The sequence below is a fragment of the Streptomyces sp. RLA131 genome, from assembly GCF_056270125.1.
In genome coordinates this window covers 3,789,780-3,816,452 of record NZ_JBWDOQ010000002.1, presented here as the reverse complement: position 1 = coordinate 3,816,452, position 26,673 = coordinate 3,789,780, and the positions used below count along the sequence as shown (strand labels likewise).

At 71.4% G+C, this 26,673-nt stretch carries 28 protein-coding genes and 1 pseudogene; 23 read left to right on the top strand and 6 right to left on the bottom strand.

Features of this window, described 5'->3' with window-relative positions:
- Positions 1 to 50: 50 nt before the first annotated feature.
- Positions 51 to 1,073 carry a LacI family DNA-binding transcriptional regulator gene (locus RWE79_RS18250; RefSeq protein WP_475941144.1) on the bottom strand — a complete coding sequence of 341 codons (1,023 nt, stop codon included), beginning with the start codon at positions 1,071 to 1,073 and terminating at the stop codon, positions 51 to 53.
- A gap of 89 nt (positions 1,074 to 1,162) precedes the next feature.
- Positions 1,163 to 1,942: a response regulator transcription factor gene (locus tag RWE79_RS18245; protein ID WP_475941143.1), complete on the bottom strand. Its 780-nt coding sequence runs from the start codon at positions 1,940 to 1,942 to the stop codon at positions 1,163 to 1,165.
- A gap of 194 nt (positions 1,943 to 2,136) precedes the next feature.
- On the opposite strand from RWE79_RS18245, the gene RWE79_RS18240 reads away from it, so the two are divergent.
- The 8 genes from RWE79_RS18240 (at position 2,137) to RWE79_RS18205 (ending at position 6,854) form a co-directional block, all read left to right on the top strand.
- The gene (locus RWE79_RS18240; protein WP_475941142.1) at positions 2,137 to 2,946 is read left to right on the top strand and encodes an alpha/beta hydrolase; all 810 of its coding nucleotides are present in this window, start codon (positions 2,137 to 2,139) and stop codon (positions 2,944 to 2,946) included.
- Positions 2,947 to 3,030: 84 nt separating this feature from the next.
- Positions 3,031 to 3,297: a MoaD/ThiS family protein gene (locus RWE79_RS18235; protein ID WP_475941141.1), complete on the top strand. Its 267-nt coding sequence runs from the start codon at positions 3,031 to 3,033 to the stop codon at positions 3,295 to 3,297.
- 5 nt (positions 3,298 to 3,302) lie between these two features.
- Positions 3,303 to 4,211 (top strand): hypothetical protein, encoded by a 909-nt coding sequence (locus tag RWE79_RS18230; protein WP_475941140.1) that lies wholly within the window; start codon positions 3,303 to 3,305, stop codon positions 4,209 to 4,211.
- Positions 4,212 to 4,242: 31 nt separating this feature from the next.
- Positions 4,243 to 4,959 (top strand): LmeA family phospholipid-binding protein, encoded by a 717-nt coding sequence (locus RWE79_RS18225; protein WP_475941139.1) that lies wholly within the window; start codon positions 4,243 to 4,245, stop codon positions 4,957 to 4,959.
- A gap of 179 nt (positions 4,960 to 5,138) precedes the next feature.
- Entirely contained in the window at positions 5,139 to 5,225 is an 87-nt protein-coding gene (locus RWE79_RS18220; protein WP_475945904.1) for a putative leader peptide, read from the top strand.
- A gap of 146 nt (positions 5,226 to 5,371) precedes the next feature.
- Positions 5,372 to 6,217, top strand: coding sequence for a sulfurtransferase (locus tag RWE79_RS18215; protein WP_475941138.1), 846 nt, complete (start codon positions 5,372 to 5,374; stop codon positions 6,215 to 6,217).
- Positions 6,218 to 6,231: 14 nt separating this feature from the next.
- The gene (locus RWE79_RS18210) at positions 6,232 to 6,522 is read left to right on the top strand and encodes a DUF1416 domain-containing protein (RefSeq protein ID WP_475941137.1); all 291 of its coding nucleotides are present in this window, start codon (positions 6,232 to 6,234) and stop codon (positions 6,520 to 6,522) included.
- 74 nt (positions 6,523 to 6,596) lie between these two features.
- Positions 6,597 to 6,854, top strand: a complete 258-nt coding sequence (locus RWE79_RS18205) for a DUF3099 domain-containing protein (protein ID WP_475941136.1) — start codon at positions 6,597 to 6,599, stop codon at positions 6,852 to 6,854.
- A gap of 26 nt (positions 6,855 to 6,880) precedes the next feature.
- Here RWE79_RS18205 and RWE79_RS18200 read toward each other — a convergent pair whose 3' ends face one another.
- Positions 6,881 to 7,246 carry a DsrE family protein gene (locus tag RWE79_RS18200; RefSeq protein WP_475941135.1) on the bottom strand — a complete coding sequence of 122 codons (366 nt, stop codon included), beginning with the start codon at positions 7,244 to 7,246 and terminating at the stop codon, positions 6,881 to 6,883.
- A gap of 168 nt (positions 7,247 to 7,414) precedes the next feature.
- On the opposite strand from RWE79_RS18200, the gene RWE79_RS18195 reads away from it, so the two are divergent.
- From RWE79_RS18195 to RWE79_RS18150, 10 genes are all read left to right on the top strand, one after another.
- A complete protein-coding gene (locus RWE79_RS18195) occupies positions 7,415 to 8,143 on the top strand; it encodes a hypothetical protein (protein WP_475941134.1) in 729 nt (242 codons plus the stop codon).
- A gap of 52 nt (positions 8,144 to 8,195) precedes the next feature.
- Positions 8,196 to 8,987, top strand: coding sequence for a hypothetical protein (locus RWE79_RS18190; protein ID WP_475941133.1), 792 nt, complete (start codon positions 8,196 to 8,198; stop codon positions 8,985 to 8,987).
- A gap of 278 nt (positions 8,988 to 9,265) precedes the next feature.
- On the top strand, positions 9,266 to 10,678 hold the full coding sequence (locus tag RWE79_RS18185; RefSeq protein WP_475941132.1) for a hypothetical protein: 1,413 nt from the start codon (positions 9,266 to 9,268) through the stop codon (positions 10,676 to 10,678).
- Positions 10,679 to 10,848: 170 nt separating this feature from the next.
- Positions 10,849 to 11,589, top strand: a complete 741-nt coding sequence (locus RWE79_RS18180) for a hypothetical protein (protein WP_475941131.1) — start codon at positions 10,849 to 10,851, stop codon at positions 11,587 to 11,589.
- 283 nt (positions 11,590 to 11,872) lie between these two features.
- On the top strand, positions 11,873 to 12,436 hold the full coding sequence (locus tag RWE79_RS18175; protein ID WP_475941130.1) for a heme-binding beta-barrel domain-containing protein: 564 nt from the start codon (positions 11,873 to 11,875) through the stop codon (positions 12,434 to 12,436).
- A 132-nt stretch (positions 12,437 to 12,568) separates the two neighbouring features.
- Positions 12,569 to 13,654 carry an S-(hydroxymethyl)mycothiol dehydrogenase gene (locus tag RWE79_RS18170; protein ID WP_475941129.1) on the top strand — a complete coding sequence of 362 codons (1,086 nt, stop codon included), beginning with the start codon at positions 12,569 to 12,571 and terminating at the stop codon, positions 13,652 to 13,654.
- The gene (locus RWE79_RS18165; RefSeq protein ID WP_475941128.1) at positions 13,654 to 14,283 is read left to right on the top strand and encodes an MBL fold metallo-hydrolase; all 630 of its coding nucleotides are present in this window, start codon (positions 13,654 to 13,656) and stop codon (positions 14,281 to 14,283) included. The genes RWE79_RS18170 and RWE79_RS18165 overlap by 1 nt, the downstream gene beginning before the upstream one ends.
- A gap of 138 nt (positions 14,284 to 14,421) precedes the next feature.
- Positions 14,422 to 14,796 (top strand): bifunctional 3-phenylpropionate/cinnamic acid dioxygenase ferredoxin subunit, encoded by a 375-nt coding sequence (locus RWE79_RS18160; protein WP_475941127.1) that lies wholly within the window; start codon positions 14,422 to 14,424, stop codon positions 14,794 to 14,796.
- On the top strand, positions 14,793 to 15,974 hold the full coding sequence (locus tag RWE79_RS18155) for an NAD(P)/FAD-dependent oxidoreductase (protein ID WP_475941126.1): 1,182 nt from the start codon (positions 14,793 to 14,795) through the stop codon (positions 15,972 to 15,974). Before RWE79_RS18160 ends, RWE79_RS18155 begins: the two co-directional genes overlap by 4 nt.
- Before the next feature lie 119 nt (positions 15,975 to 16,093).
- Positions 16,094 to 17,227: an aromatic ring-hydroxylating oxygenase subunit alpha gene (locus tag RWE79_RS18150; protein WP_475941125.1), complete on the top strand. Its 1,134-nt coding sequence runs from the start codon at positions 16,094 to 16,096 to the stop codon at positions 17,225 to 17,227.
- 33 nt (positions 17,228 to 17,260) lie between these two features.
- Here RWE79_RS18150 and RWE79_RS18145 read toward each other — a convergent pair whose 3' ends face one another.
- A complete protein-coding gene (locus RWE79_RS18145) occupies positions 17,261 to 18,007 on the bottom strand; it encodes an IclR family transcriptional regulator (protein WP_475945902.1) in 747 nt (248 codons plus the stop codon).
- A 205-nt stretch (positions 18,008 to 18,212) separates the two neighbouring features.
- Here RWE79_RS18145 and betA point away from each other — a divergent pair, with 205 nt between their 5' ends.
- Both betA and RWE79_RS18135 read left to right on the top strand, forming a co-directional pair.
- Positions 18,213 to 19,871 (top strand): choline dehydrogenase, encoded by a 1,659-nt coding sequence (betA, locus tag RWE79_RS18140; RefSeq protein WP_475941124.1) that lies wholly within the window; start codon positions 18,213 to 18,215, stop codon positions 19,869 to 19,871.
- Complete coding sequence (locus RWE79_RS18135) at positions 19,868 to 20,698, top strand: methylenetetrahydrofolate reductase (protein WP_475941123.1); 831 nt, start codon at positions 19,868 to 19,870, stop codon at positions 20,696 to 20,698. The genes betA and RWE79_RS18135 overlap by 4 nt, the downstream gene beginning before the upstream one ends.
- On the opposite strand, the pseudogene RWE79_RS18130 reads toward RWE79_RS18135, so the two are convergent.
- Positions 20,693 to 20,908: pseudogene (locus tag RWE79_RS18130) on the bottom strand (PIN domain-containing protein); the annotation flags it as partial. The gene RWE79_RS18135 and the pseudogene RWE79_RS18130 overlap by 6 nt on opposite strands.
- A 123-nt stretch (positions 20,909 to 21,031) precedes the next feature.
- Entirely contained in the window at positions 21,032 to 21,904 is an 873-nt protein-coding gene (gene purU / locus RWE79_RS18125; protein ID WP_475941122.1) for a formyltetrahydrofolate deformylase, read from the bottom strand.
- Positions 21,905 to 22,096: 192 nt separating this feature from the next.
- Between purU and RWE79_RS18120 the strand changes: the two genes are divergently transcribed.
- From RWE79_RS18120 to RWE79_RS18110, 3 genes are all read left to right on the top strand, one after another.
- Positions 22,097 to 23,566, top strand: a complete 1,470-nt coding sequence (locus tag RWE79_RS18120; RefSeq protein WP_475941121.1) for an aldehyde dehydrogenase family protein — start codon at positions 22,097 to 22,099, stop codon at positions 23,564 to 23,566.
- Between the two features lie 101 nt (positions 23,567 to 23,667).
- A complete protein-coding gene (locus RWE79_RS18115) occupies positions 23,668 to 24,684 on the top strand; it encodes a quaternary amine ABC transporter ATP-binding protein (RefSeq protein ID WP_475941120.1) in 1,017 nt (338 codons plus the stop codon).
- Entirely contained in the window at positions 24,684 to 26,660 is a 1,977-nt protein-coding gene (locus RWE79_RS18110; protein WP_475941119.1) for an ABC transporter permease, read from the top strand. Before RWE79_RS18115 ends, RWE79_RS18110 begins: the two co-directional genes overlap by 1 nt.
- Positions 26,661 to 26,673 lie beyond the last annotated feature (13 nt).

Below are 26,673 nucleotides of genomic sequence, written 5' to 3'. Positions count from 1 at the left end.
CGCTGTCCTTTACATGCCACGAACAACCGCAGGCCAGAGCCCTGCGACGGTCAGGCGCAGCCGCAGGACCTGCGGACCACCAGCCGGGACGGGAACTGCCGCAGCCGCTCGCGCCGGGTACCCGGGACCCGCAGCCCCTCGTCGAGCACGAGGTCGACCGCCGCCCGTGCCATCGCCTGGCGGTCGGAGGCGACCGTGGTCAGCGGCGGGTCGGTGAGCCCGGCTTCCTTGACGTCGTCGAAGCCGGCCACCGCCAGCTCGCCGGGTACGTCGATCCGCAGCTCGCGCGCCGCCCGCAGTATGCCGATCGCCTGGTCGTCGGTGGCGCAGAACAGAGCCGGCGGCCGGTCGGGTCCTGCCAGCAGTTCCAGGCCGACCTGGTAGGCGTCGTAGCGGTTGTAGGGGGCCTTGAAGAGCCGGCCCTCGGTCTCCAGGCCGGCTTCGCGCATGGCGCGGCGCCAGCCTTCGACGTGGTCGGTCACCGGGTCCCCGACGATCGGTGTGGCATCGGTGCCGCCGACGCAGGCGACGTAGGGATACCCGTGCTCCAGGAGGTGGCGGACGGCGAGCTGGGCGCCACCTATGTCGTCGGTGACGACGGCGAACTCGTTGACGCTCTCGGTGCGTTCGTGGAGCAGCACGATCCGGGCGTCCCAGGCCTCGATCTCGGCGGCGGCGGTCTCGCCCAGGCCCTGGCTGACCAGGATCAGGCCGGAGACCCGCATACCGAGGAAGGCGCGCAGATAGTGGATCTCGCGCTCGTGCAGATAGTCCGAGTTCCCGACCAGGACCATCTTCCCGCGCTCGGCAGCCGCCTGTTCGACGGCGTGCGACATCTCGCCGAAGAAGGGCTGCCGGGCGTCGGGAACGATCAGGCCTATCAGGTCCGTCCGGCGGCTGGCCATCGCCTGGGCCACACGGTCCGGGCGGTAGCCGAGCTGCTTGATGGCCGCGAGCACCCGCTCGCGGGTGGCCGGTGCGACCGGCCGGGGTCCGTTGTTGATGACATAGCTGACGACTGCGGTCGACGTTCCCGCAAGCCTGGCCACATCGTCCCGCGTCACCTTTGCCACGGGCCGAGTCTACGCGGGTCCACCGGCCGGATAACACTGTGCGAGCGGGAGCGTGACCAGGGTGTGATCAGCGGCGCCATCAGCGCGGATCAGCCCTGCTGCGCGGTGGCTGTGTCAGCCGTGTCAGCCGTGTTCGCCGCGGCTTCCGCCTCGGAGCGCTGCTGCGCCTTCAGCGCCTCCTCGGCCGCCCGCTCGACCTTCTCGGGCGTCACGAAGCGGTAGCCGACGTTGCGGACGGTGCCGATCAGCGACTCGTGCTCGGGACCGAGCTTCGCGCGCAGCCGCCGTACGTGGACGTCCACGGTGCGGGTGCCGCCGAAGTAGTCGTAGCCCCAGACCTCCTGGAGCAGCTGGGCGCGGGTGAAGACCCGGCCGGGGTGCTGCGCGAGGTACTTGAGCAGCTCGAACTCCTTGAAGGTCAGGTCCAGGACCCGGCCCTTGAGCTTGGCGCTGTACGTGGCCTCGTCGACCGACAGGTCACCGTTGCGGATCTCCATCGGCGAGTCGTCGACGGTGATCTGCTGGCGGCCCATGGCCAGCCGCAGCCGTGCCTCGACCTCGGCGGGGCCCGCGGTGTCCAGGAGGACGTCGTCGATGCCCCAGTCGGCGGTGACGGCGGCCAGGCCGCCCTCCGTGACGACGAGCACCAGCGGGCAGCCGGGCCCGGTGGAGCGCAGCAGCTGGCACAGGCTGCGCACCTGCGGGAGGTCCCGGCGGCCGTCGATCAGGATCACGTCGGCGCCGGGGGTGTCCACCAGCGCGGGCCCCTCGGCGGGGGCTACTCGGACGCTGTGCAGCAGCAGTCCGAGTGCGGGAAGCACCTCGGTCGACGGCTGGAGCGCGTTCGTCAGCAGGAGAAGTGAGCTCACCGGCTGCTCCCGTCGTCGTTGTTCACGGTCGTGAGTTTGTTCATCATCCGGTCATGCGCGCTTCGCTTGCCCATTGCGAACCCTCCTCGGTCCCATGCGAGGACGTACTTTCGTGCTGTCCGGTGCTCCGGAAAGCACGAAAGGACCCGGGGGCGACGCTGCCCGGATCCTCTTGACCTAAGAGAATAGCCCACATGGCGTCGTTTGAAGAGACCGGACCCGCGCGTTCGTGTGTTTCGCCGATCATCCGCGTCGGCCGCCGTGCGGTGCTGCCGACCGAGGACGGGGTGCGGATCGACGCGGCCTACGACCCCCCTGCGGGATTGAGCACAGGTGAACGGGATGTTGCCTTCGTGATCGCCCACGGTTTCACCGGAGCCCTCGAACGCCCCGCCGTGCGGCGGGCGGCCGGGGTCCTGACGGAGTTCGGCGGTGTCGTCACGTTCTCCTTCCGGGGCCACGGGCGCTCCGGGGGCCGCTCCACCGTCGGGGACCGCGAGATCCTCGACCTCGCGGCGGCCGTGGAGTGGGCCCGGCGGCTGGGATTCGCACGGGTGGTCACCGTCGGCTTCTCGATGGGCGGTTCCGTGGTGCTGCGGCACGGCGCCGTCGGCCCGGTGGACGCGGTCGTCTCCGTGAGCGCCCCCGCCCGCTGGTACTACCGGGGCACCGCGCCGATGCGGCGGGTGCACTGGGCGATCACCCGGCCGGCCGGGCGCCTGGTGTCCCGGGTCGGGCTGCGCACCCGGATCCACCCGCGGGACTGGGACCCGGTGCCCCGCTCGCCGGTGGAGGCGGTGCCGCTGATCGCCCCCACCCCGCTGCTGATCGTCCACGGCGACCGGGACGGCTACTTCCCCCTCGACCACCCCCGCTCGCTGGCCGCCGCGTCGGGCGGGGCCGCCGAGCTGTGGCTGGAGCCGGGATTCGGGCACGCCGAGAACGCGGCCGGCCCCGAGCTCGTCCGCCGGATCGGCGCCTGGGTGGCCGCGCGGACGGGCTGAGCCGGGCGCTGCGTACCCTGGGCGGCAGGCAGGAAGCGGGAACGACGCGAGAACGACGCGAGCAACGCGAACGAGGGAGCCGTGATGGCCGGACGAGCCGGGACGATCCGGTACTGGGCCGCCGCGAAGGCCGCCGCCGGAGTGGCGGAGGAGCCGTACGAGGCGGTGACCCTCGCCGAGGCGCTCGCCGGGGCGCGGGCCCGGCACGAGGGGCGGCCGCAGTTCGGGCGGGTGCTCACCGGCTGCTCGTTCCTGGTCGACGGTGACCCGGTGGGGACCCGGGACCACACGACGGTCGAACTCCGGCAGGGCGGGACGGTCGAAGTGCTGCCGCCGTTCGCGGGAGGATGAGCCGCGTGACTTACGAACCGTATGGCGGCGCCATGCCGCAGGAGGCCGAGCAGACCGCCGTGATGCCGCCGGTGGAGAACGTTCCGTCGCAGGCCGAGGCCGAGGCCGGGGCCGGCGGCCGGGCGGCCCGCCGCAAGGGCACTGTGCCGCCCGAACTGCGTACGGGCTCGCCGATCATCCCGCCGGGGCCGCAGCCGGCGGCGCTCACCGCCGTGCTGGCGCTGCTGCTGGCCGGGGGCGCGGTGCTCGGGCGGCCGGGGCTGACGGTGCCGTTGCTGCTGCTCCAGGCGGTGACCGCGGCCGGCTGGTTCCGGCTGAACGGGATGTGGCCGGCCCGGCAGGGCATCGTGCTGGCCTTCCTGGCCGGCGTGACGGCGGATGTCGCGCTGCTGGCCACCGACGCCGACGGCGGCAACGGGCCCACGGCGCTGGTCGGCACCCTGGGGGTGTGGCTGCTGCTCGTCCTGGTCCTCCAGCTTCGGCACCGCGGCAGCTCCGAGGAACGGCTGTCCTCGCTGACCGCGACCTCCGCGTCGACGCTGCTGACGGTGCTGGCCGGCGGCTGGCTGGCCACCGTCGCCGAGCCGCACGGCGGCGATGTGGCCGTCACCGGCGCCGTCGCGGTCGCGGTGGCCACGGTGGCCCGCGGTCTGCACGGCCGGGGTGTCGCCACACTGGTCGTCGCCCTGCTGGCGGCCTGCGGCGCAGGGCTGGCGCTCGCCCAGGTGACCGGTCTGAGCACCCCGCACGGCGCGGTGATCGGCGCCGCCGCCGGCGCGGCGGCCCTGGTCGGGCTTCGGGTGGCGAGCTATGACTTCCCGTCCCGTTTCGTCCACTTCACGGCGGGCGTGGCCCTTCCGCTCACCGCGGCCGCGCCTGTGGTTTACGTCCTGGGCCGGGTACTCGTGGGCTAGCGTGCTACGGATTCCAACCCGGGGGTAACCGATGCGAGCCGTAAAAGTCCTACTGGTCCTTCTCGTGATTCTCGGCGGCCTGTTCGTGGCCGCCGACCGCTTCGCGGTCCATTTGGCGGAGTCGGAGGCGGCGGACAAGGCGCAGCAGCGCCAGAGCCTGAGCGAGAAACCGGACGTGGCGATCCACGGGTTCCCGTTCCTGACGCAGGTGGCGTCGCAGAAACTGGACGATGTGACGGTGACCGCGAAGGACATCACGGCGGGCGCCGGCGACACCGCGCTGCGCATCGACCGGTTCACGGCGGATCTGCACGACGTGCGCCTGAGCAACGGCTTCGGCGACGCGGTGGCGGACTCGGCGGACGGCTCGGCGCTGATCACCTACGAGGACCTGACGAAGGCGGCGCCGGACGGGGTCTCCGTGGCGTACGGGGGCGCGGCCGCCGACGGCAAGGGCAAGGTGAAGCTCACGGTGAGTGTGTCGCTGCCGGTGGTGGGCAAGGTCAAGCGGTCGGTGGTGAGCCAGGTGAGCGTCACCGGGGGCGACACGATCACGCTGCGCGCGGACTCGATACCTGACGTGGACGGGCTGCCGTCGTCCGTGGAGACCGCGATCAGGAAGCGGATCGACTTCTCGCGCGAGCTGCTGGGACTGCCGGAGGGCATCGAGCTGAAGTCGGTGCGGACCGGCTCGGACGGGATCACCGTCGCCGCCACCGGGACCGAGGTCGTGCTCGCCGGAGGCTGAACCCTGTGTCCGCAGGGTGAGACGGAGGTGTCCAGCCCGTAGGCGTACGACACATGCCGTCTCGCCCCGCGCGCCTGCGGGCCGGTGGCCGCCCCGGATCCGTACCATAATGCGGACACTGACGTCCCGAATGGCGGACGGGCGGTGACACTGCCCGAAACGGTCCCTACGATCGAGCCATGAAGCGACAGGCGGACCTCACGAAGCGGCGGGCAGTTGACCTGTGCCGCGTCGCCGCCATGCTCTGTCGTACGCGCCAGGCCTGACGCGTAGCCCTTTCCGGGCCCGGGCCGTCCTTCCCCGCCGCGTGAGCGATCACGTGCCGCAGCGCGCCACGCGCCCGTCCGTGCGCGGTGCGCCCGAAACGAAAACGCCGCCAAGTACCCCGCCAACTGCCCCGGAGGAGAACAGCATGAGCCGCAGTGACGTCCTGGTGGACGCCGAGTGGGTCCAGGCCCGCATCGACGACCCCAAGGTGGTCATCGTCGAGGTCGACGAGGACACGTCGGCGTACGACAAGAACCACATCAAGAACGCCATCCGCATCGACTGGAAGCAGGACCTCCAGGACCCGGTGCGCCGTGACTTCGTCGACCAGGCCGGCTTCGAGAAGCTGCTGTCGGAGAAGGGCATCGCCAACGACGACACCGTCGTCCTCTACGGCGGCAACAACAACTGGTTCGCGTCCTACGCCTACTGGTACTTCAAGCTCTACGGTCACCAGGACGTGAAGCTCCTCGACGGCGGCCGCAAGAAGTGGGAGCTGGACTCCCGCGACCTGGTGGACGGCGCCGAGGTCCCGGCCCGCGCGGCCACCGAGTACAAGGCGAAGGCCCAGGACTCCTCGATCCGCGCCTTCCGCGACGACGCCGTGGCGGCCATCGGCAGCCTCAACCTGGTCGACGTCCGCTCGCCCGACGAGTTCTCCGGCAAGCTGCTCGCCCCGGCGCACCTTCCGCAGGAGCAGTCGCAGCGTCCGGGCCACATCCCGACCGCGCGCAACATCCCGTGGTCGAAGTCGGCCAACGACGACGGCACCTTCAAGTCCGACGACGAGCTCAAGGAGCTCTACGAGGGTGAGGGCGTGGACCTGTCCAAGGACACCATCGCCTACTGCCGGATCGGTGAGCGCTCCGCTCACAGCTGGTTCGTGCTGCACGAGATCCTCGGCCAGCCGAACGTCAAGAACTACGACGGTTCCTGGACCGAGTACGGCTCGCTCGTCGGCGTGCCGATCGAACTCGGCGCGGCGAAGTAAGGGAAGGCAGACGTATGTGTGGAGCAAAGGCCGGCGGCCCGGACCTGGCAGGAGTTGACGTGGCGAGCGAGACGATCATCCAGGGTTCGGTGACCCGCGACGGCGAGCCGGTCACCGGCTATGTCCGTCTGCTCGACGGCGGCGGCGAGTTCACCGCCGAGGTCCCGACCTCGGCGACCGGACAGTTCCGCTTCTTCGCGGCCCCCGGCACCTGGACGCTGCGCGCATTGGTCCCGGGTGCGACCGTGGACCGCGCCGTGGTCGCCCAGCAGGGCAACCTCACCGAGGTCGCGATCGCCGTCTGACGGCAGTCGCGGCGCGGTACGTACGCAGGGCCGCGCCCCACCCGGGGCGCGGCCCTGCGGCGTACCGTAGGAGGGTGGGAGCACGACGGCGGCACCGGCTCTACTTCGTCATGATGGGCACCTGCATCGGGCTGTTCGTCCTGGCGGGAGCCGTCGTGCGCCTGTGGTCGGTCCCGGCCGCCGTGGCGATGTGCGCGGTGGCGATGGTCATCCCGCCCTTCGCCGCGATCGTCGCCAACCGCAGGGAGCCGGGGGAGCGCTGGTGGGACGAGTCGGGGGACTCCGAGTCCGACCGCTGGTGGCGTGAACTCGACGACCGGCGCCGCCGGTAGACCGTCGGCAGGCGGTCAGGGGACCGTCAGTAGACCAGGGCCTGCACGCCCTCCGGCATGATCTCGCTGACGAAGACCTGGGCCCCCGCGATGCGCACGCCCTCCAGCACGTCCCGTTCCGCGATCTCGCGGCGGGCCGCGCACTGCGTGCACAGCGTGATCCGCCCGCCGCCCGCCATGATGCCGTCGATGAGTTCCGGCAGTGGCGCGGCATGCGGCAGCTCGAACTCCGCGGCCCGGCCCGGGAGCGCGAACCAGGCGGATTCGCCGGTCAGCCAGAGCGAGACCTCCACGCCGCTGGCCACGGCCACGGCCGCCACCGTGAAGGCCTGGGAGCAGCGCTCGGGGGCGTCCGCGCCCGCCGTCACCTTGATCACGAGCTTCTTCGCCATGGTCATCACCCTACGCGTGGCCCGTCTCACACAAAAAAGACTGTCAAGAGGCTGTGTGTACTCGGCATAATGCGATCTTGCTTGTTGCGCGTGTGGCGCGGGGGCCTTGAGTGACACGCCCGGGGGGGCCTTGTGGAGCCGCAGTCCGATATGCCGATTGTTCCGGCCATGCCAACGTATGCGCCGGTGGGCGCACCGCCGACCGGATCCCGCCGAGGCCCGGTGATCGCCGCAGTGGTGGCCGGCATGCTGCTGGTCGTCGGAGTCACCGCCGGAGCCGTGGTCGCCCTGGGCTCCTCGTCGCCCGGACCGACGGCCGCGGCCGCGCCCCGCGCGAGCGTGTCCACCGGGCCGGCCACCGCCGAGCCCTCCGCGGAGGCCCCGACCACCGCCGCGCCCACCCCGTCCAGCACGGTCACCGGCGCGGTGAAGAGCGGCGGCACCCACACCGGCGACCTGCGGTACTTCCTGCTCACGCCCCCGGAGGACGCCGAGATCTACGGCGACGAGGACGGCTCCGAGCTGACCCGCTCCCAGATCGCGGACGGCTCCGCCTCCGTCAGGAGCGCCCTCGCCACCTACGGCTTCAAGTCCGGCGCCACCCGCACATACCTCACCGCCGACGGCGACACCCAGGTCGTGGCCGACCTCGTCCGCTTCTCCGCCCCGGCCGGCGCCACCGCGTTCTACAGCCGCTTCTACTTCAGCGGCACCGGCGTCACCATCGGCGGCAGCCACCCCGCCAAGGCCTACCGCCACGCGAAGACCGTGATCGTCGTCTCCCACCAGGGCGACGTCCACATCACCCTCACCGTGACCGGGGCCAGGGTCCCCGGCAGCGCGCAGCTGCGACGCCTCGTCGACCGGCAGTACGACCGCCTGGAGACCGGCCGCTGACCTCGCCGCAGCCCCCTGAACTCCCTCCATCCCGATTCACCCGGAGAACCCCTTGTCCCAGGACAGCCCTGTCCCCGTCCCCCCAGAGCCGCCCGCGGCCCCACCGCCCCGCCGGCCCCGGCGGCGGGGCCGCACGACGCTGATCATCGCCGCCGCGGCCGTCCTCGGCGTCCTCGCGGGAGCCGGCGCCGGCTACAAGATCCAGTACGACCGCCCGCCCACCCCGCTGCCGCCGCTCGCCCAGAGCGCGCCCAAGCAGCCCAAGGGCGCGGCCCCCTCCACCAAGCCGCTGACCGCCGCCGAGGACACCCTCGTGACGTACGACGGCGACCTGCGCAAGCTGCTGCTCAAGAAGCCCAAGGGCGCGAAGGACTACACGGACACGTACGCCGACGACAACTGGATGTCGCAGTACGACTACGCCGAGACGTACAAGAAGCCGGACAACATGTTCCGGATCCTGTCCGAGAACGCCTTCCGGCGGGCCGCCTCCATCGGCTGGTCCACCGGCAGTTACTCCAGCTACGCGGCCACCGAGATCAGCCTCATCCAGTTCCGTGACGAGACGGACGCCTACACCCCGACCCTGCTCGACGAGCAGCAGAGCTACATGGACGACCACGACTACGCCGACAACAGCGGCAAGGCCATCCCCGGCTCCGTCGACGGCCGGGCCTGGGTCTACTCCAAGCCCGAGACCAAGGCGGGCTACCTGCCGCTCTACACGGCCCGCGCGATGGCCCGCCGGGGCACGGTCATGATGGACGTCTGGGTCTACTCGTCGAAGCCGATCACCATGAAGACCATCCAGTCCCTGGCCAAGCGGCAGTTGGAGCGGCTGTGACCGACGACACCACCCCCCTCCCGACCCCCACGCCCGCGGCTGCGCCCGCGGCTGCGCCGCAGGCTGTGCCCGAGGGAGGCCCCGTGGCCGCGACTGGGCCTGCGGCTGCGCCTGAGTCTGTGGACGCCAAGGCGGAGCCCGCGGCTGAGTCCGTGTCGGACGGTGGCCCCGTGGCCGCGACCGGGCCTGCGGCCGGTGCCGGCTCGGAGCCGGCGGCCGCGCCCGGGGCTGGGCGTGAGCCCGCGCCTGCGGCTGAGTCCGTGGTGGACGGCGGGCCCGTGGCTGCGACCGTGCCCGCGGCCGGTGCCGGCTCGGAGCCGGAGGCCGCGCCCGAGGTTGAGCGTGAGCCTGTGGACGCCGAGGCGGAACCCGTGCCCGCGGCTGCGCCGGAGTTGGAGGCCGCGCCCGAGGTTGGGCGTGAGCCCGTGGACGCCGAGGCGGAGCCCGCGCCTGCGGCTGCGCCGCAGTCCGTGCCGGAGGGCGGCCCCGTGGCCGCCACCGAGCTTGCGCCCGAAGTTGCGGCGGACCCGGAGACCGTGTCCGAAGCGGATGCCGAGCCCGAGTTGGAAGCCGATGCCAAGCCGGAGGCCGGGCGGCGTGAGCCTACGGTCGCGCTCACGAAGGCCGAGGCCGAGGCTGTGCCCGGGCCGCGCCCGGAGCCCGAGGTCGCGGCGGACCCGGAAGGCGGTTCTGCGGCCGGCGTCACGCCTGCGGCGGATGCTGTGCCCGGGGCTGCGCCTGAGCTTGCGCCGGAAGACGAGGCCGCCCTTGCGGCCGAGGCCGGGCCCGAGGGCACGGTCGTCCCGGAGCCGGGGGCCCTGGTCCAGCCCGGGCCGGAGGCCGGGGCCGAGCCCAACAACAAGGCGGAGGCCGAGTCCCTGGCCGCGTACGGCGGGGGGCAGGCGTATGCCGGTGACGGGTACGGGGCTGCGCCGGGGGTCGCTTCGCCGCGGGGGAGGAGCCGGAAGGGGCTCGCTCTGGCGTTGACGTTGGTGCTGGTGGGGGTCGGGGCGGGGGGCGGTATCGGCTACACCGTGCTGAAGCACCGGCAGGACGCGAAGGACCGGTCGGCGGCGCAGCCGTGGAAGGCGCCGAAGCCGCAGAAGACCGGCGAGTACGGGGCCCAGTCCGGCGGCAGCCACTACGGTGCCCTCGGCAAGCTGCTGCTTCCCGTGCCGGACGGCTACTCCGCGGGTCCGGACATCGCCGAGTACGGCAATGACAGCGAGCTGACCGGCAAGCGCGCGGTCGCCCTGATGAAGGACTCGTACCGCGATCTGTCCGCGAAGCAGCGCAAGGCCGCGCGCAAGGCGGTCGACCGGCTCCACATCGAGGGCGTCGGCATGCGGACGTACACCGAGAGCGGCGGTGAACTCGTCGTCGAGATGCAGATCGTGCAGATGAAGAACAAGCGGGCGGCGCGCAGCATGACCGAGTTCTACTCGGCCGTCACCAAGGCGCTGGGCATCTACCGCAACGGCCCGCGGATCCCGGGGCACGACAAGGCCCGCTGTGTCCTGCCGCCCAAGACGCCCGGCTCCAAGCTCGACTGGATGAGCTGCCAGGCGACCGAGGGAGACCTGCTCGTCACCCTGACGGCCACCGGCACGTCGCCGTTGAACAAGAACAGTGCCGCGGATCTGCTCAAGCAGCAGCTCGACCGCGTCCAGGACCCGGGAGAGGCCGCATGACCTCCGACAACATCCCCCCGACCCCGACCCCGACCCCGACCCCGACCCCGCCGCCACCTCCCCCGCCTCCGCCCCCGCCGGCGTGGGGCGCGGCCGGCCCCTGGCCGCAGCTTCAGCAGTCGCAGTCGCAGTCGCAGCCGCAGCCTGAGCCCGGGCCGAAGGACCGCCGGGTGCTCCGCGCGGTGGCCCGGTGGACCGCGGCGGTGCTGGTGTTCGCCGCGCTCGGCGGCGTCGCGGCGTACGAGGTGACGCAGCCGAGGCGTACCGACGTCCCGGGGCTCAGGACGCCGGACGACGGGCGCTGGACGTACCGGACGCTGAAGCTGCCGAAGCTTCCGGCCGGCAAGCCGGGCGCGCGCGACGACGACGGCAATCCCGCCGGGCGGCACTACGCGGATCTGCGGCAGCTGCTGCTCCCGGCGCCGAAGGGCGCCAAGGCCGACGCGGCGTTCCCGGGGGCCGGCGGCTGGCTGCCGACCAGCACCTTCCTCAAGCTGTACCGCGACACCGCCGACCGCAAGGCGGTCGCGGCGCGGCTGGGGCAGAACACGTTGCGGCACATCGCGGCGCGGGCGTGGACGATGCCGGACGGCACCCGCACGGAGATCTATCTGCTCCAGTTCAACAGCGAGCCGTACGCGACGGACGCGCAGGGCGACCTGTCGACGAACGCGGTCCTCGGGCAGGCGCCGAACGTGACCTACGACGACGACTTCAAGGAGAAGGGCGTGCCGCGCGGCATCAGCAGCTACGTCTACGACGAGGTGAAGCCGCGCGGCGACCAGCACGTCCGCTTCGCCTACCTCATCGCGGGTGACACGGTGGCGCTGGTGTACCTGTCCAAGGAGGGCCACCAGCCCGCCGTACCGTTCCGCCAGACGGTGACGCTGCAGTCGCAGCTGCTCGGCTGACGCGCGCGGGACCCGCGTCACCCGCGTCAGCCGCGTGACACGCGCGTGAGCGGGAGCGGCGCACCTCACTGCGCCGCCCCCGCTCGCGGCGACTAGACTCGTAGGCGGTCCATGGCCGGGGCCGCAGCCCGGGCCACGGCCGCCCCGCGAACCCGCTTGCCCGAGGAGCTCCGCTCGTGACGATTGAGTACTTCTACGACGCCCTGCTCGTCCTGGTCTGTGTCGGCGTCGCCGCGTTCTCCGTGCTCGCGGTGAAGAAGCTCTACCAGGGACAGCGCTGAACATGATCGAGATCCCCTCCGACCTGCACCCCGAGCTCGTGCCGCTCTCCTTCCTGCTGGGCAACTGGGAAGGCGCGGGAGTCTTCGACTTCCCCGGCGACGAGAAGTGCAACTTCGGCCAGGAGGTGACCTTCACCCACGACGGCCGGCCCTTCCTGGAGTACGTGTCCAGGACCTGGGTGCTGGACGGCGAGGGCGGGAAGGTCCGCCCGCTGGAGAACGAGGCCGGCTTCTGGCGGATCGACAAGGACCGCCGGATCGAGGTCACCACCACCCGCGACTCGGGTGTCGTGGAGATCTGGTACGGGGAGCTGGCCGAGGGCAAGCCGCAGGTCGACCTGGTCACCGACGCCGTGGCGCGGATTCCGTCGGCCCCGGACTACAGCGGTGGCAAGCGGCTCTACGGTTACGTCAACAGCGACCTGATGTGGGTCGCCGAGAAGGCGACGCCGAGTGTGCCGCTGCGTCCGTACATGTCGGCGCACCTGAAGAAGGTCGTCGACCCGCGGGAGTGGGCGAAGGACCTCAAGGACCTCCCGGACGACGGGATCGCGTTCTTCCGCTGAGGCATCCGGGTCATCCGACTCATGGCATTTGCGGACAGGTCGGGATCCTTGACCTGGCTGGTCCGCTGCTCGATGCTTTCGTTGCGGCACGCGCGCTGCGTGCCGCGATAAGCAACCAGCGGAGGAGCATTCATGGCTCACCAGGTCCGTGCTGTAGTCGCCCGTGCCAAGGGCGCCCCGGTCAGCCTCGAAACGATCATCGTGCCGGACCCGGGGCCGGGCGAAGCCCTGGTGAAGATCCAGGCCTGCGGGGTGTGTCACACCGACCTGCACTACCGCGAGGGCGGCATCAACGACGACTTCCCCTTCCTGCTCGGCCATGAGGCGGCGGGTGTGGTCGAGTCGGTCGGCGAGGGGGTGACCGACGTCGCCCCCGGCGACTTCGTGATCCTCAACTGGCGTGCGGTGTGCGGCCAGTGCCGCGCCTGCCGGCGGGGCCGTCCGTGGTACTGCTTCAACACCCACAACGCCAAGCAGAAGATGACCCTGCTCGACGGGACCGAGCTGTCCCCGGCGCTGGGCATCGGCGCCTTCGCCGAGAAGACCCTCGTCCACGCCGGCCAGTGCACCAAAGTCGACCCGGCCGCCTCCCCGGCCGTCGCCGGGCTGCTGGGCTGCGGCGTGATGGCGGGCATCGGCGCCGCCATCAACACCGGCAACGTCGGCCGTGGCGACTCCGTCGCCGTCATCGGCTGCGGCGGTGTCGGCGACGCGGCCATCGCCGGCGCCCGCCTGGCCGGCGCGGCGAAGATCATCGCGGTCGACATCGACGACCGCAAGCTGGAGACCGCCCGGAAGATCGGTGCCACGCACACGGTCAACTCCAAGGAGGGCGACCCCGTCGAGGCCATCCGGGCGCTGACCGACGGCAACGGCGCCGACGTCGTCATCGAGGCGGTCGGCCGCCCGGAGACGTACAAGCAGGCGTTCTACGCCCGTGACCTGGCCGGGACCGTGGTCCTGGTGGGTGTGCCGACCCCGGAGATGAAGCTGGAACTGCCGCTGCTGGACGTCTTCGGACGCGGTGGCGCGCTCAAGTCGTCCTGGTACGGGGACTGCCTGCCCAGCCGGGACTTCCCGATGCTCATCGACCTGTATCTGCAGGGTCGGCTGGATCTGGAGGCCTTCGTCACCGAGACGATCGCCCTGGACGAGGTCGAGAAGGCCTTCGAGCGGATGCACCACGGCGACGTGCTGCGCTCGGTGGTGGTCTTCTGATGGCCGCGCGCATCGACCATCTCGTCACCTCGGGGACGTTCAGCCTGGACGGCGGCACCTGGGACGTCGACAACAACGTCTGGATCGTGGGCGACGACACCGAGGCGGTCGTCATCGACGCCGCCCATGACGCCGACGCCATCGCGGCGGCGGTGGGGGACCGGCGGCTGGTCGCCATCGTGTGCACGCACGCCCACAACGACCACATCGACGCCGCCCCCGCGCTCGCCGCGCGGACCGGCGCGCCGGTCCTGCTGCACCCGGACGACCTCCCGCTGTGGAAGCAGACCCACCCCGATCGCGCCCCGGACGGTGAACTCGCCGACGGGCAGACCCTGTCGGTGGCCGGCATCGAGCTGACGGTGCTGCACACCCCCGGGCACGCGCCGGGCGCGGTCTGCCTGTACGCGCCCGCGCTGGGCACCGTCTTCACCGGGGACACGCTGTTCGCGGGCGGGCCGGGGGCCACCGGGCGTTCGTTCTCGCACTTCCCGACGATCATCGACTCGATCCGGGAGCGGCTGCTCACGCTGCCGCCCTCGACGGCCGTGCGGACCGGGCACGGCGACGGCACGACCGTGGGTGCCGAGGCGCCGCAGCTCGACGAATGGATCAAGCGCGGCCACTGAACCTGCTTGACCTGGCCGTTCGGTACGTCAACCGCCCCGTTCCACGGGGCGGTTTTCGTGTCTTGACAGGGGCTGGGGGCGCCTCCAAACTGTTGTTGCGCTTACCGCAATCCGTTTCGTCATACGCACCGAGGTGTCATGAAGATTCCCGTGTGCCAGCTCGCGGATCTGCCGCGAGGCGAGGCCTACCGGCTCGAAGTCGACCCGCCTGTCTCGGTGTTCCACACCGACGACGGAGAGGTCTTCGCCATCGACGACACCTGTACCCACCAGGACGCCTCGCTGGCGGACGGCTGGCTGGAGGGGTGCGAGGTCGAATGCCCGCTGCACGCGTCGAAGTTCGACCTGCGCACCGGAGCCGTGGACGCCCCGCCGGCCAAACGCCCCGTCCGTACGCACGCCGTGCTGATCGAGGACGGGACGGTCTGGGTCGAGCTGTCCACGGCGGCGCCCAACCTCCCGCCCTGCGTCGGCGCCAGGCCGGCGGCCGGGGCCGCCGGGGGCGTCACGTGAGGACGGTGGCCGTCGTCGGGGCCTCGCTCGCCGGCCTGTCGGCCGCCCGCGCCCTGCGGAGCCAGGGGTTCGACGGGCGGCTGGTCGTCATCGGCGACGAACCCCACCGGCCGTACGACCGGCCCCCGCTGTCCAAGGAGTTCCTGGCCGGGACGGTCGGCGAGGACGGCCTCACCCTGGAGGCCGACGGCGAGGACCTGGCCGCCGAGTGGCTGCTCGGCGTACGCGCCACCGGGCTGGACCGCAACGAGCGGCTGGTGCGGCTGGCCGACGGCAGCGCCGTCCGGGCCGACGGTTTCGTGATCGCCACCGGCGCCGCCGCCCGCACCCTGCCGGGCAGTGCCGGGCTGGCGGGCGTCCACACCCTGCGCACCCTGGACGACGCCCGCGCGCTCCGCGCCGACCTCGCCCGGGGCGGCCGGCTGGTCGTCATCGGCGGCGGCTTCATCGGTGCCGAGGTCGCCTCGACCGCGTACGCACTCGGGCTGGACGTCACCGTCGTCGAGGTCGCGCCGGTCCCGCTGGCCGGGCCGCTGGGTGAGCAGATGGGCGGCGTCGTGTCCTCCCTCCACGCGGACCACGGGGTACGGCTGCTCTGCGGCGTGGGGGTGAGCGAACTGCGCGGCGGCGCCAGGGTGGAGTCGGTGCTGCTGGCGGACGGGCGGAGCCTGCCCGCCGACACGGTGGTGGTCGGCGTGGGCGCCCTGCCGAACACCCGCTGGCTGGAGGGCTCCGGGGTCGCGCTGGACAACGGGATCATCTGCGGGGCCGACGGCCGCACCAGCCTGGCCGCCGTGGTCGCGGCCGGCGACTGCGCCAGCTGGTACGACCCACCCTCCGGCGTCCACCGCCGCGTCGAGCACTGGAGCGGTGCCCAGGAGCGCCCGGCGGTCGCCGTGGCCACCCTGCTCTCCGGGGGCGCGGCCGCGCCGGGCCCGGTGAGGCCGCCGTACTTCTGGTCGGACCAGTACGGGGTGCGCATCCAGTTCGCGGGCCACGCGGCGGCGGCGGACAGCGTCACGGTCGAGGAGGGAGCGGTGGGCGACCGCAGCTTCCTCGCGGTCTACCGCCGTGCCGGGGAACCGGTCGCGGTGCTCGGTATGGACCTGCCCCGGCAGTTCATGCGCCTGCGCAAGCAGTTGGGCCGTCCCGCCGCCGTCCCGCCGCCGCGTCGGTGACGGCGTCCGCGACGGCCGTCAGGTCTTGACAGCGGCCTTCCCGCACCACATTCTGCGTGAAAGCAGTTGCGTACTGCACATCGCGTTGCCTATCGCACAACGCCACGAGGAGTGCCCACGTGACATCGACCAGCCTGCCGGACAGCCTGATCGCCACCCTCCCCGGCTCCTACTACACCGATCCCGCAGTCTTCGCCCAGGAGCAGGAGCACATCTTCGAGACGATGTGGTTCTGCGTCGCGCGGGCCTCGGAGCTGGCCAGGCCGGGCGCCTTCCGGACCGTCGAGGTCGGCCGTGAGTCCATCCTGGTCACCCGCTCCCGCGACAACGCCGTCCGCGCCTTCTTCAACGTCTGCCGGCACCGCGGCGCCAAGCTCTGCACCGAGGAGACCGGCGAGGTCAAGCGCGCCTTCCAGTGCCCGTACCACGCCTGGACGTACGACCTGACGGGCAGGCTGATCGCCGCCCCCAACCTGACGAAGATGCCGGACGTCGGCCGCACCGAGTACGGCCTGGCGAGTGTGCACGTCCGCGAGTGGCTCGGCTATGTCTGGGTCTGCCTGGCCGAGGAGCCGCCCTCGTTCGAGGAGCAGGTCATCGGCGCGGTGGTGACCCGGCTGGGCGACGTGGAGTCGATCGAGCACTACGACATCGACAACCTCGAAGTCGGCCGGCGCATCGTCTACGACGTGAAGGCCAACTGGAAGCTCATCATCGAGAACTTCATGGAGTGCTACCACTGCGCCACGATCCACCCCGAACTCACCGAGGTGCTGCCGGAGTTCGCCGACGGCTACGCCGCCCAGTACTACGTCGGCCACGGCGCGGAGTTCGGCTCGGACGTCCAGGGCTTCACGGTCGACGGCTCCGAGGGCCTGGAGCGCATACCCGGCGTCAGCGAGGACCAGGACCGCCGCTACTACGCGATCACCGTGCAGCCGCAGGTCTTCATCAACCTCGTGCCCGACCATGTCATCTTCCACCGGATGTACCCGGTCGCCGCGGACCGCACGATCGTCGAGTGCGACTGGCTGTACCTGCCCGGTGTGGTGGAGTCCGGCCGGGACGTCAGCCGCTCCGTGGAGCTGTTCGACCGGGTCAACCGCCAGGACTTCGACGCCTGCGAGCGCTGCCAGCCGGCCATGAGTTCCCGTCTGTACGCCAAGGGCGGTGTGCTGGTGCCCAGCGAGCACCACATCGGCGCCTTCCACGACTGGATCCACGAGCGCCTGGGCACGGGCCGGCCCGGTTAGGCCGTGGCCTGGCCGTTCAGCCCGTCCGGCCGGTCAGCCCAGGTGGCCCATACGGTGGCTGATCTCCGCCGCGCCCCTGACCAGCACCGGCGCCAGCTCGTGCATCCGCTCCTCGGTGAAGCGGTAGGAGGGCCCGCTGGCGCTGACCGCCGCGATGACCTCGCCGTCCCGGGAGCGGATCGGGGCGGCCATGGCGTGCAGCCCGATCTCCAGCTCCTCCAGGGTCCAGGCGTAGCCGCGCTCCCTGGCCTCGGCGAGGTTCTTCTCCAGCTTGGTCTTCGAGGTCAGGGTGCGCGGGGTGATCTTCTCCAGGCCGGCGTCCGACAGCAGCTCGGCACGCTCCTTGACGGGCAGGTGGGCCAGCATGATCTTGCCGCTGGAGGTGGCGTGCAGCGGGGTGAGCTGGCCGACCCAGTTGTGGGCGGTGACGGCCCCGGGGCCCCGTACCTGGAAGAGGTTGATCGCGAACTGCTTCTCCATGACCGCGATGTTCACGGTCTCCTCGATCTCCTCGGCGAGGCGTTCGCACACCGGGCGGCCCTGCTGCGTAATGTCGATACGCCCGGTGACCGCGCCGGCCAGCCGTACGATCCCGAAGCCGAGCCGGTACTTGCCGCGCTCGCCGGCCTGCTCCACCAGGCCGCGCGCCTCCAGGGCGCCCAGCAGCCGGAAGGCCGTCGACTTGTGAACGTCGATCTCCCCCGCGACCTCGCTGACACCGGCCTCGCCGCGCCGGGCGAGGATCTCCAGGACGCTGATCGCCCGGTCGACGGACTGCACTCCGCCGGTCGCCTGCGACCCCGCCGTTTCGTTATCCGCGCTGAAGTTGCTCACAGCGAAACTATACGCGCGGTAAACAACGGCCCGGTAGGAAACGAAAAGGAAACCTGAGCCGTCAAGTTGCGCGGCGCGCAACCTGGTGCGTATTGCGATACTCGTATTAGCATGCCTGACACAGACGGCGCGAGCGGGAAGCGAGAGGCCCATGGCTCCCTTGCAGTACGACTTCGTCATCGTCGGCGGCGGCTCGGCCGGCAGCGCGCTGGCCAACCGGCTCTCCGCCGATCCGGCCAACCAGGTGCTGGTCCTGGAAGCCGGCCGCCCCGACCGCCGGTGGGACGTCTTCATCCAGATGCCCGCGGCGCTCACCTTCCCCATCGGCAGCCGCTTCTACGACTGGAAGTACGAGTCCGAGCCCGAGCCCCACATGGGCGGCCGGCGCGTCTACCACGCCCGGGGCAAGGTCCTCGGCGGCTCCAGCAGCATCAACGGCATGATCTTCCAGCGCGGCAACCCCATGGACTACGAGCGCTGGGCCGCCGACCCCGGCATGGAGAAGTGGGACTACCACCACTGCCTGCCGTACTTCCAGCGCATGGAGAACTGCCTCGCCGCCGCCCCGGACGACGCCTTCCGCGGCCACGACGGCCCGCTGGTGCTCGAACGCGGTCCGGCCACCAGCCCGCTCTTCCCCGCCTTCCTGAAATCGGCCCAGGAGGCCGGCTACCCCCTCACCGACGACGTCAACGGCTACCGCCAGGAGGGCTTCGCGCGCTTCGACCGCAACGTCCACCGGGGCCGCCGGCTCTCCGCATCCAAGGCCTACCTCCACCCGGTCATGAAGCGGCCCAACCTGACGGTGCGTACCCGGGCGATGGTCGACCGGGTGCTCTTCGAGGGCAAGCGAGCGGTCGGCGTGGAGTACCGGCACGGCCGCGGGAAGCCGCAGCAGGTCCGCGCCCGCGAGGTCATCCTGTGCGGCGGCGCCATCAACTCCCCCCAGCTGCTGCAGCTTTCCGGGATCGGCAACGCCGGGGAGCTGAGCGCGCTGGGCGTGCCCGTCGTCCACGACCTGCCCGGCGTCGGCGAGAACATGCAGGACCACCTGGAGGTCTACGTCCAGTACGCCTGCAAGCAGCCGGTCTCCATGCAGCCGCACATGGCCAAGTGGCGGGCCCCCTTCATCGGCCTGCAGTGGCTGTTCAGAAAGGGCCCGGCCGCCACCAACCACTTCGAGGCCGGCGGCTTCGCCCGCAGCAACGAGGACGTCGACTACCCCAACCTGATGTTCCACTTCCTGCCGATCGCGGTCCGCTACGACGGCTCCTCCCCGGCCGGCGGCCACGGCTACCAGGTGCACGTCGGGCCCATGTACTCCGACGCGATCGGCTCGGTGAAGATCAAGAGCCGGGACCCGCTCGAACATCCCGCGCTGCGCTTCAACTACCTGTCCACGGAGCAGGACCGCCGTGAGTGGGTCGAGGCCATCCGGGTCGCCCGCAGGCTGCTCAACCAGCCCGCCATGGAGCCCTACAACGGCGGTGAGGTCTCCCCGGGCCCGGAGGTGGCGACCGACGAGCAGATCCTGGACTGGGTCGCCAAGGAGGGCGAGACGGCCCTGCACCCCTCCTGCACCTGCAGGATGGGCACCGACGAGATGGCCGTCGTCGACCCCGACAGCCTGCGGGTCCACGGGGTCGAGGGGCTGCGGGTCGTCGACGCCTCGGTGATGCCCTACGTCACCAACGGCAACATCTACGCCCCCGTCATGATGATCGCCGAGAAGGCCGCCGACCTCATCCTCGGCAAGGACCCCCTGCCGCCCTCCAAGGCGGAGTACTACCGCCACCGCGACCCGCGTTGAAGCAGCTCGGGCAACTGCTGGGCCGGGTCCGCTACGAGGTGCTCCCGGCCGCGTCCACCGAGGACAAGGTCCTCGCCCATGTGCCGCGCGACGTGGTGGTCACCGTCACCGCGTCGCCGGTCAGGGGCCTGGAGCCGACCCTGGACCTCACCCTGCGGCTGGCCGCCCACGGCTACCGCGTCGTGCCGCACCTGCCCGCCCGGCTGCTGCGGGACGGCGCGCACGTCGCGGAGGTCGCCGGGCGCCTGCGGGCGGCCGGGGTGGACGACGTCTTCGTCCCGGCCGGGGACGCCGACCCGCCGGCCGGTGAGTACGAGGGCGCCCTGCCGGTGCTGCGCCGGCTCGGCGACCTGGGCGATCCCTTCGGCCAGCTCGGCATCACCGGCTATCCCGAGAGCCATCCGCTCATCGCCGACGACGTCACCGTCCAGGCCATGTGGGACAAGCGCGCCCACGCCACGTACATCGTCAGCAATCTCTGCTTCGACCCGCGCGTGCTCGCCGGATGGCTGGCGCGGGTCCGCGCGCGGGAGGTCGCGCTGCCGGTCCATGTCGGGGTGGCCGGGCCGGTGGAGCGGACGAAGCTGCTCGCCATGGCCACCCGGATCGGCGTCGGCGAGTCCACCCGCTTCCTGGCCCGGCACCCCGCCTGGTTCCTCCGCCTGGCCGCCCCCGGCGGCTACGCCCCCGAACGCCTGCTGGCCCGCACCGGGGCGGCCCTGACCGCGCCCACGGCCGGGGTGGCCGGTCTGCACATCTTCACGTTCAACCAGATCGCGGAGACCGAGCGCTGGCGGCGGGAGCTGCTGGAACGCGTCTCCTCATGACAGCACCGGCGGCCGGGTCACCGGCACGACGGTGAGAACTTCCTGCAGTCCCCTGAAGTCGTCAGGGCTGGTCGTGAACAGCGGTAGCTCCTGAGCGATCGCGACAGCCGCGATCATCAGGTCGGCCACCCGCCGCCGGGGCTTGCGACCGGCGCTGATCACGGCTGCGCGGACTCTCCCGTGGACACGGGCCGCTTCGGCGTCGAACGCGTTCTGGACGGCGTCCATGGTCTCTTTCGACCTGTCGCGCAGGTCCCGCTGGGTGATCTCCGGCTGCGCTGTCATATCGGCCACGGCATGCCGGAGTGCCACCCGGTGGCACAGGGCGCACCGTCAGCGGAAGACGACCGTGCGGTTGCCGTCGACCATGACCCGGCTCTCGCTGTGCCACTTCACGGCGTGGGCGAGCACCTGGGCCTCGACGTCCCGGCCCACGGTGACGAGCTCGTCCGGGTCCAGGGAGTGGTCCACCCGGACCACGTCCTGCTCGATGATCTGGCCCTCGTCGAGCTCCGGGGTGACGTAGTGCGCGGTCGCGCCGACCAGCTTCACGCCCCGGTCGTAGGCCTGGTTGTAGGGGCGGGCGCCCTTGAAGCTCGGGAGGAAGGAGTGGTGGATATTGATGGCCCGCCCCTCCAGCGCCTTGCACAGGTCGTCCGAGAGGATCTGCATGTACCGGGCCAGTACGACGAGTTCGACGTCCAGCTCGCCGACCAGTTCCAGCAGCCGTGCCTCGGCCTCGTCCTTGGTGTCGCGGGTGACCGGGACATGGTGGAAGGGGATGCCGTAGGTCGCGGCGAGTCCCTCGAACTCGCGGTGGTTGGAGACGATCGCCGGGATCTCGATGTTGAGCGCGCCGGTGCGCTGCCGGAAGAGCAGGTCGTTCAGGCAGTGGCCGAACCTCGACACCATGAGCAGGGTGCGGGTCGGGGTGGCGGCGTCGCGGAGGGTCCAGGTGATGCCGTAGGACGCGGCGACCGGCCCGAATCGGTAACGCAGGGTTTCCAGGCCGGTGCTCGCGTCGGAAACGTCGAAGTGAACCCTCATGAAGAAGCGGCCCTTGAGCCGGTCGTCGAACTGCTGGCTCTGCAGGATGTTGCCGCCGTTGCGGACGAGGAAGCCGCTCACGGCATGGACCAGACCGGTCCGGTCGGAACAGGACAGGGTCAGCACGTACTCGTGGCCGAGCTGGGGGCGAGGGGACATCGAACGGCCTCCGCTGGTGCGTAATGAGCAACGGGGTGAGTGATACGCAACATATTCCGGGCAGGCGCGGGTTGAGGTCAAGAGATGAAACCGGTGCATCCCAAGCTCTTGACGTAAGTCACCCATTCGGCCAGGGTGTTCCACCACAAGCAATTCGATGCGCTATGCGCAACGAAGCGAAGGGCTCCGGGCGTGGCAGACCTGTATGTGGGCGGAGAGTGGCGCGACCCGGTGGCGGGTGGCAGCCGCGAGATCCGCTGCCCCGCGGACGGGACGCCGGTCGCCACGGTGGCCGAGGCGACCAGGGCCGACACCGAGGCCGCGATCATGGCAGCCCGCCGCGCCTTCGACCAGGGGGCCTGGCCCCGTACCCCCGAGCGCGAGCGCGGGGCGCTGCTGCTGAGGGTCGCCGGCATCCTGGAGCGGGACCTCAAGGAGTTCGCCCGGGCCGAGTCCCTGGACACCGGCAAGCGGCTGGCGGAGGCCGAGTACGACATCGCGGACGTCATCTCCTGCTTCCGCTACTACGGCGGGATCGCCGGCACCGCCGCGGGCCGGGTCATCGACACCGGCCGGGACGACGCCGTCAGCCGGGTCGTCTACGAGCCGGTCGGGGTCTGCGGCCTCATCACCCCCTGGAACTACCCGCTCCTGCAGGCCTCCTGGAAGGTCGCGCCGGCTCTGCTCGCCGGCAACACCGTCGTTCTCAAGCCCAGTGAACTGACCCCCTCCACCTCGATCCTGCTCATGCGGGCCCTGGAGGAGGCCGGGCTGCCCGCCGGGGCCGCCAACCTGGTCCTGGGCGCCGGCCCGGAGGCCGGGGCGCCGCTGTCCGAGCATCCGGACGTGGACATGGTCTCCTTCACCGGCGGCCTGGAGACCGGCAAGCGGATCATGGCCACGGCGGCGGCCGGGGTGAAGAAGGTGGCCCTGGAACTGGGCGGCAAGAACCCCAACGTCGTGTTCGCCGACGCGGACTTCGAGACGGCAGTGGACTTCGCCCTCACGGCCGTCTTCCTGCACTCGGGCCAGGTCTGCTCGGCCGGGGCCCGGCTGATCGTCGAGGAGCCGGTCGCCGACGCCTTCGTCGACGAAGTGGTCCGCCGCGCCCGGCTGATCCGCCTCGGCGGCCCCTTCGACCCCGCCGCCGAGACCGGCCCCCTGATCTCCGCCGCCCACCGCGACAAGGTCGAGGCGTACGTCGCCGCCGGGCTGGCCGAGGGTGCCGTGCTGCGCTGCGGCGGCGCCCGGCCGGACGACCCGGCGCTGGCGGACGGGTTCTACTACCCGCCGACCGTCCTGGACGGGTGCACGCAGGACATGAGGGTCGTGCACGAGGAGTCCTTCGGCCCGGTGCTGACGGTGGAGCGCTTCACCGGCGAGGACGACGCCGTACGCATCGCCAACGACACGGAGTACGGCCTCGCGGGTGCCGTGTGGACGCAGGACGCGGGCCGGGCGCAGCGGGTCGCCCGGCGGCTGCGCCACGGAACCGTGTGGATCAACGACTACCACCCCTATGTGCCGCAAGCGGAATGGGGTGGTTTCGGGCACTCGGGTGTGGGCCGGGAGTTGGGACCTGCCGGCCTGGACGAGTACCGCGAGCCCAAGCACATCTGGCAGAACATTCATCCCCGGCCGCAGCGCTGGTTCAGCGGCTGAAGCCCGAAGAGAGGTCGAGCGTGCCCCCTACGACCCCAACCGTCACAGACGAAGCTGCCGTTCCGCGGCAGGACAAGGGCGGGACCACCCCGGTCATCTCCGTGCGCGGGCTGTGGAAGGTGTTCGGGCCGAAGGCCGACAAGGTGCCGGGCGACGAGGAGCTGTGCGGCCTGACCCGCCGCGAGCTGATGGACCGTACCGGCTGTACGGCGGCGGTGCGCGACGTGCACTTCGACGTCTGGCCCGGCGAGGTGTTCGTCGTCATGGGCCTGTCCGGATCCGGTAAGTCCACGCTGGTGCGATGTCTGACCCGGCTGATCGAACCGACCGCCGGCGAGATCGTCTTCGAGGGCGAGGACATCCGCCGGGCCGACGCCGCCCGCCTGCGCGACCTGCGCCGCCGCAAGTTCTCGATGGTCTTCCAGCACTTCGGCCTGCTGCCGCACCGCCGGGTCGTCGACAACGTCTCGTACGGCCTGGAGATCCGCGGCATGAGCCGCGCCGAGCGGACGAAGCGGGCCCTGGAGGTGGTCGAACTGGTCGGCCTGTCCGGCTACGAGAACTCCTACCCCGACCAGCTCTCCGGCGGTATGCAGCAGCGCGTCGGCCTGGCCCGCGCCCTGGCCGGCGACCCGGACGTCCTGCTCTTCGACGAGCCGTTCTCGGCCCTGGACCCGCTGATCCGCCGGGACATGCAGAACGAGGTCATCCGGCTGCACCACGAGGTCGGCAAGACCATGGTCTTCATCACCCACGACCTGTCCGAGGCGCTCAAGCTCGGCGACCGCATCCTGATCATGCGCGACGGGAAGACGGTGCAGTGCGGGACCGGTGACGAACTGGTCGGCGCCCCCGCCGACGACTACGTACGCGAGTTCGTCAAGGACGTGCCGCGCGCCGATGTGCTGACCCTGCGCTGGATCATGCGCCCGGCCGGGCCCGGTGACGCCCTGGACGGGCCGGAGCTGGGCCCCGGCGTGGTGGTGCGGGAGGCGACCCGGGCGGTGCTGTCGTCCGACCGGCCGGTGAAGGTCGTCGACAACGGTGAGCTGCTCGGCGTCGTCGGCGACGAGGAGATCCTGTCCGTCATAGCGGGTGCCGCCGCGGGCGGTGCGTGATGGCCACCGTCGCCGAGGCACCCGCGAAACCGGGATCGATACGTACCGTCGTCAGCCGCCGGGTGGTCGTCGCCGGGATCGTGGCGGCCTGGCTGGTGCTCTTCGCCGTGCTGCGCGGGCAGCAGACGCTGACGCTGGCGGCGGCCGACCTGACCGGGCTGCACCGCTGGTTCAACGACCTCAACGACTCGATCGGCGCCGACCGGAACAGCAATCCGCTCTTCCTCTACTTCTTCAACGAGATCCGGCTGGTCATCGACAACCTGGTGACCTTCATCCAGTCGCTGATCTCCCAGCCGTCCGGCTCCCGCCCCGTCCCCACCGTCGGCTGGCTCGGCGTGGTCGGCGTCGCCGGCTACCTCTCGTGGGCCTTCGGCAACTGGCGGGTCGCGCTGCTGGCCGTGGCCGGCTTCACCTTCTTCGGGCTCCAGGGCCTGTGGCAGGAGAGCATGGACACGTTGGCGCTGACGCTGTCGGCGGTCTTCGTCTCCCTGCTCATCGGCATCCCGCTCGGGGTGTGGGCGGGCATGTCCGACCGGGTGAACCGGGTGCTGACGCCCTTCCTGGACTTCATGCAGACGATGCCCACCTTCGTCTATCTGGCCCCGCTCACCCTGTTCTTCCTGATCGGCCCGGCCTCGGCGGTGATCGCCACGGCGATCTACGCGGCTCCGCCGGCGATCCGGATCACCGCGCACGGCATCCGCTCGGTCCCCGGGACGACGGTCGAGGCGGCCGAGTCGCTGGGCTCGACCCGGCGGCAGACGCTGCTGAAGGTCCTGCTGCCGATGTCCAGGCGGACGGTGGTGATGGGCGTCAACCAGACCATCATGGCCGCCCTGGCCATGGTCACCATCGCCGCCCTGATCGACGCCCCCGGCCTCGGCAAGACCGTCATGAACGCCCTGCAGTCGCTGGATGTCGGCACGGCCTTCAACGCGGGCCTGGCCATCGTCGTGATGGCGATCGTCCTGGACCGCGTCACGACCGCGGCGAGCGCGAGGGCCGAGGCGGCCCGGCGCTCGGGGAATCGTTTCGCCACGTGGCGGCGGCCGTTGCTGACGGCGGGCGGGGTCGTGGCGGCGGTCGCCGTGTACGTCTCCCACACCTACGTATGGGCGGCCGGGTTCCCCGGGGAGGGCGGCACCGGCAGCACGATCGCCAAGGCCGCGGACAGCGTGACCACCTGGGCGCAGGACAACCTGTCGGGGGTCACCAACGCCATCCGTGACGTCATCACCAACGGCCTGCTCAACCCCTTCCAGACCCTGCTGACCGACTCGCCCTGGTGGCTGGTCGGCGCCGTCCTGGTCTCCGTCGGCGCGGTGCTCGGCGGCTGGCGGGCCGGGGTCACCGCGGGGGTCTGCGTCGGGCTGCTGGTCGGCACGGGCGTCTGGTCGGACAGCATGACCACGCTGGCCTCGACGGTGGTGGCGACGGCGCTGGTGATGCTGCTGGGCGTCACCGTCGGGGTGTGGATGGGCCGCAGCCCGATGGCCGACCGCCTCATCCGGCCCGGCCTGGACGCGGCCCAGGTCATGCCGCCGTTCGTCTATCTGGTGCCGTTCCTCGCGCTGTTCGGGGCGACGCGCTTCACCGCGATCGTCGCCGCCGTCGTCTACGCCGCCCCCGTCACGATGAAGATCGTCGCCGACGGAGTACGGGCCGTGCCGGAGACCACCGTCGAGGCGGCCACGGCTGCCGGGTCCAGCCCCTGGCAGATCATCACCAAGGTTCAACTGCCGATGGCACGCGGCGCCCTGACCCTCGCGACCAACCAGGGCCTGATCTACGTGCTGTCGATGGTTGTTGTGGGCGGCCTGGTCGGTGCGGGCGCCCTCGGCTACGACGTCGTGGCCGGTTTCTCGCAGGGAGAGCTGTACGGCAAGGGGCTGGCGGCGGGACTGGCCATCGTACTGCTCGGAGTCATGTTCGACCGGATCACACAGGCTGCGGCGCGACGCACCAGGGCATGAACGGAGCACGGAA

Excerpts from the sequence above, each read along its gene's own strand:
- RWE79_RS18240 (WP_475941142.1), top strand. The coding sequence starts at position 2,137 with ATGGCGTCGTTTGAAGAGACCGGACCCGCGCGTTCGTGTGTTTCGCCG.
- RWE79_RS18235 (WP_475941141.1), top strand. The coding sequence starts at position 3,031 with ATGGCCGGACGAGCCGGGACGATCCGGTACTGGGCCGCCGCGAAGGCC.
- RWE79_RS18225 (WP_475941139.1), top strand. The coding sequence starts at position 4,243 with ATGCGAGCCGTAAAAGTCCTACTGGTCCTTCTCGTGATTCTCGGCGGC.
- RWE79_RS18220 (WP_475945904.1), top strand. The coding sequence starts at position 5,139 with ATGAAGCGACAGGCGGACCTCACGAAGCGGCGGGCAGTTGACCTGTGC.
- RWE79_RS18215 (WP_475941138.1), top strand. The coding sequence starts at position 5,372 with ATGAGCCGCAGTGACGTCCTGGTGGACGCCGAGTGGGTCCAGGCCCGC.
- RWE79_RS18210 (WP_475941137.1), top strand. The coding sequence starts at position 6,232 with ATGTGTGGAGCAAAGGCCGGCGGCCCGGACCTGGCAGGAGTTGACGTG.
- RWE79_RS18200 (WP_475941135.1), bottom strand. The coding sequence starts at position 7,246 with ATGGCGAAGAAGCTCGTGATCAAGGTGACGGCGGGCGCGGACGCCCCC.
- RWE79_RS18195 (WP_475941134.1), top strand. The coding sequence starts at position 7,415 with ATGCCAACGTATGCGCCGGTGGGCGCACCGCCGACCGGATCCCGCCGA.
- RWE79_RS18175 (WP_475941130.1), top strand. The coding sequence starts at position 11,873 with ATGATCGAGATCCCCTCCGACCTGCACCCCGAGCTCGTGCCGCTCTCC.
- RWE79_RS18170 (WP_475941129.1), top strand. The coding sequence starts at position 12,569 with ATGGCTCACCAGGTCCGTGCTGTAGTCGCCCGTGCCAAGGGCGCCCCG.
- RWE79_RS18165 (WP_475941128.1), top strand. The coding sequence starts at position 13,654 with ATGGCCGCGCGCATCGACCATCTCGTCACCTCGGGGACGTTCAGCCTG.
- RWE79_RS18160 (WP_475941127.1), top strand. The coding sequence starts at position 14,422 with ATGAAGATTCCCGTGTGCCAGCTCGCGGATCTGCCGCGAGGCGAGGCC.
- betA (WP_475941124.1), top strand. The coding sequence starts at position 18,213 with ATGGCTCCCTTGCAGTACGACTTCGTCATCGTCGGCGGCGGCTCGGCC.
- purU (WP_475941122.1), bottom strand. The coding sequence starts at position 21,904 with ATGTCCCCTCGCCCCCAGCTCGGCCACGAGTACGTGCTGACCCTGTCC.
- RWE79_RS18110 (WP_475941119.1), top strand. The coding sequence starts at position 24,684 with ATGGCCACCGTCGCCGAGGCACCCGCGAAACCGGGATCGATACGTACC.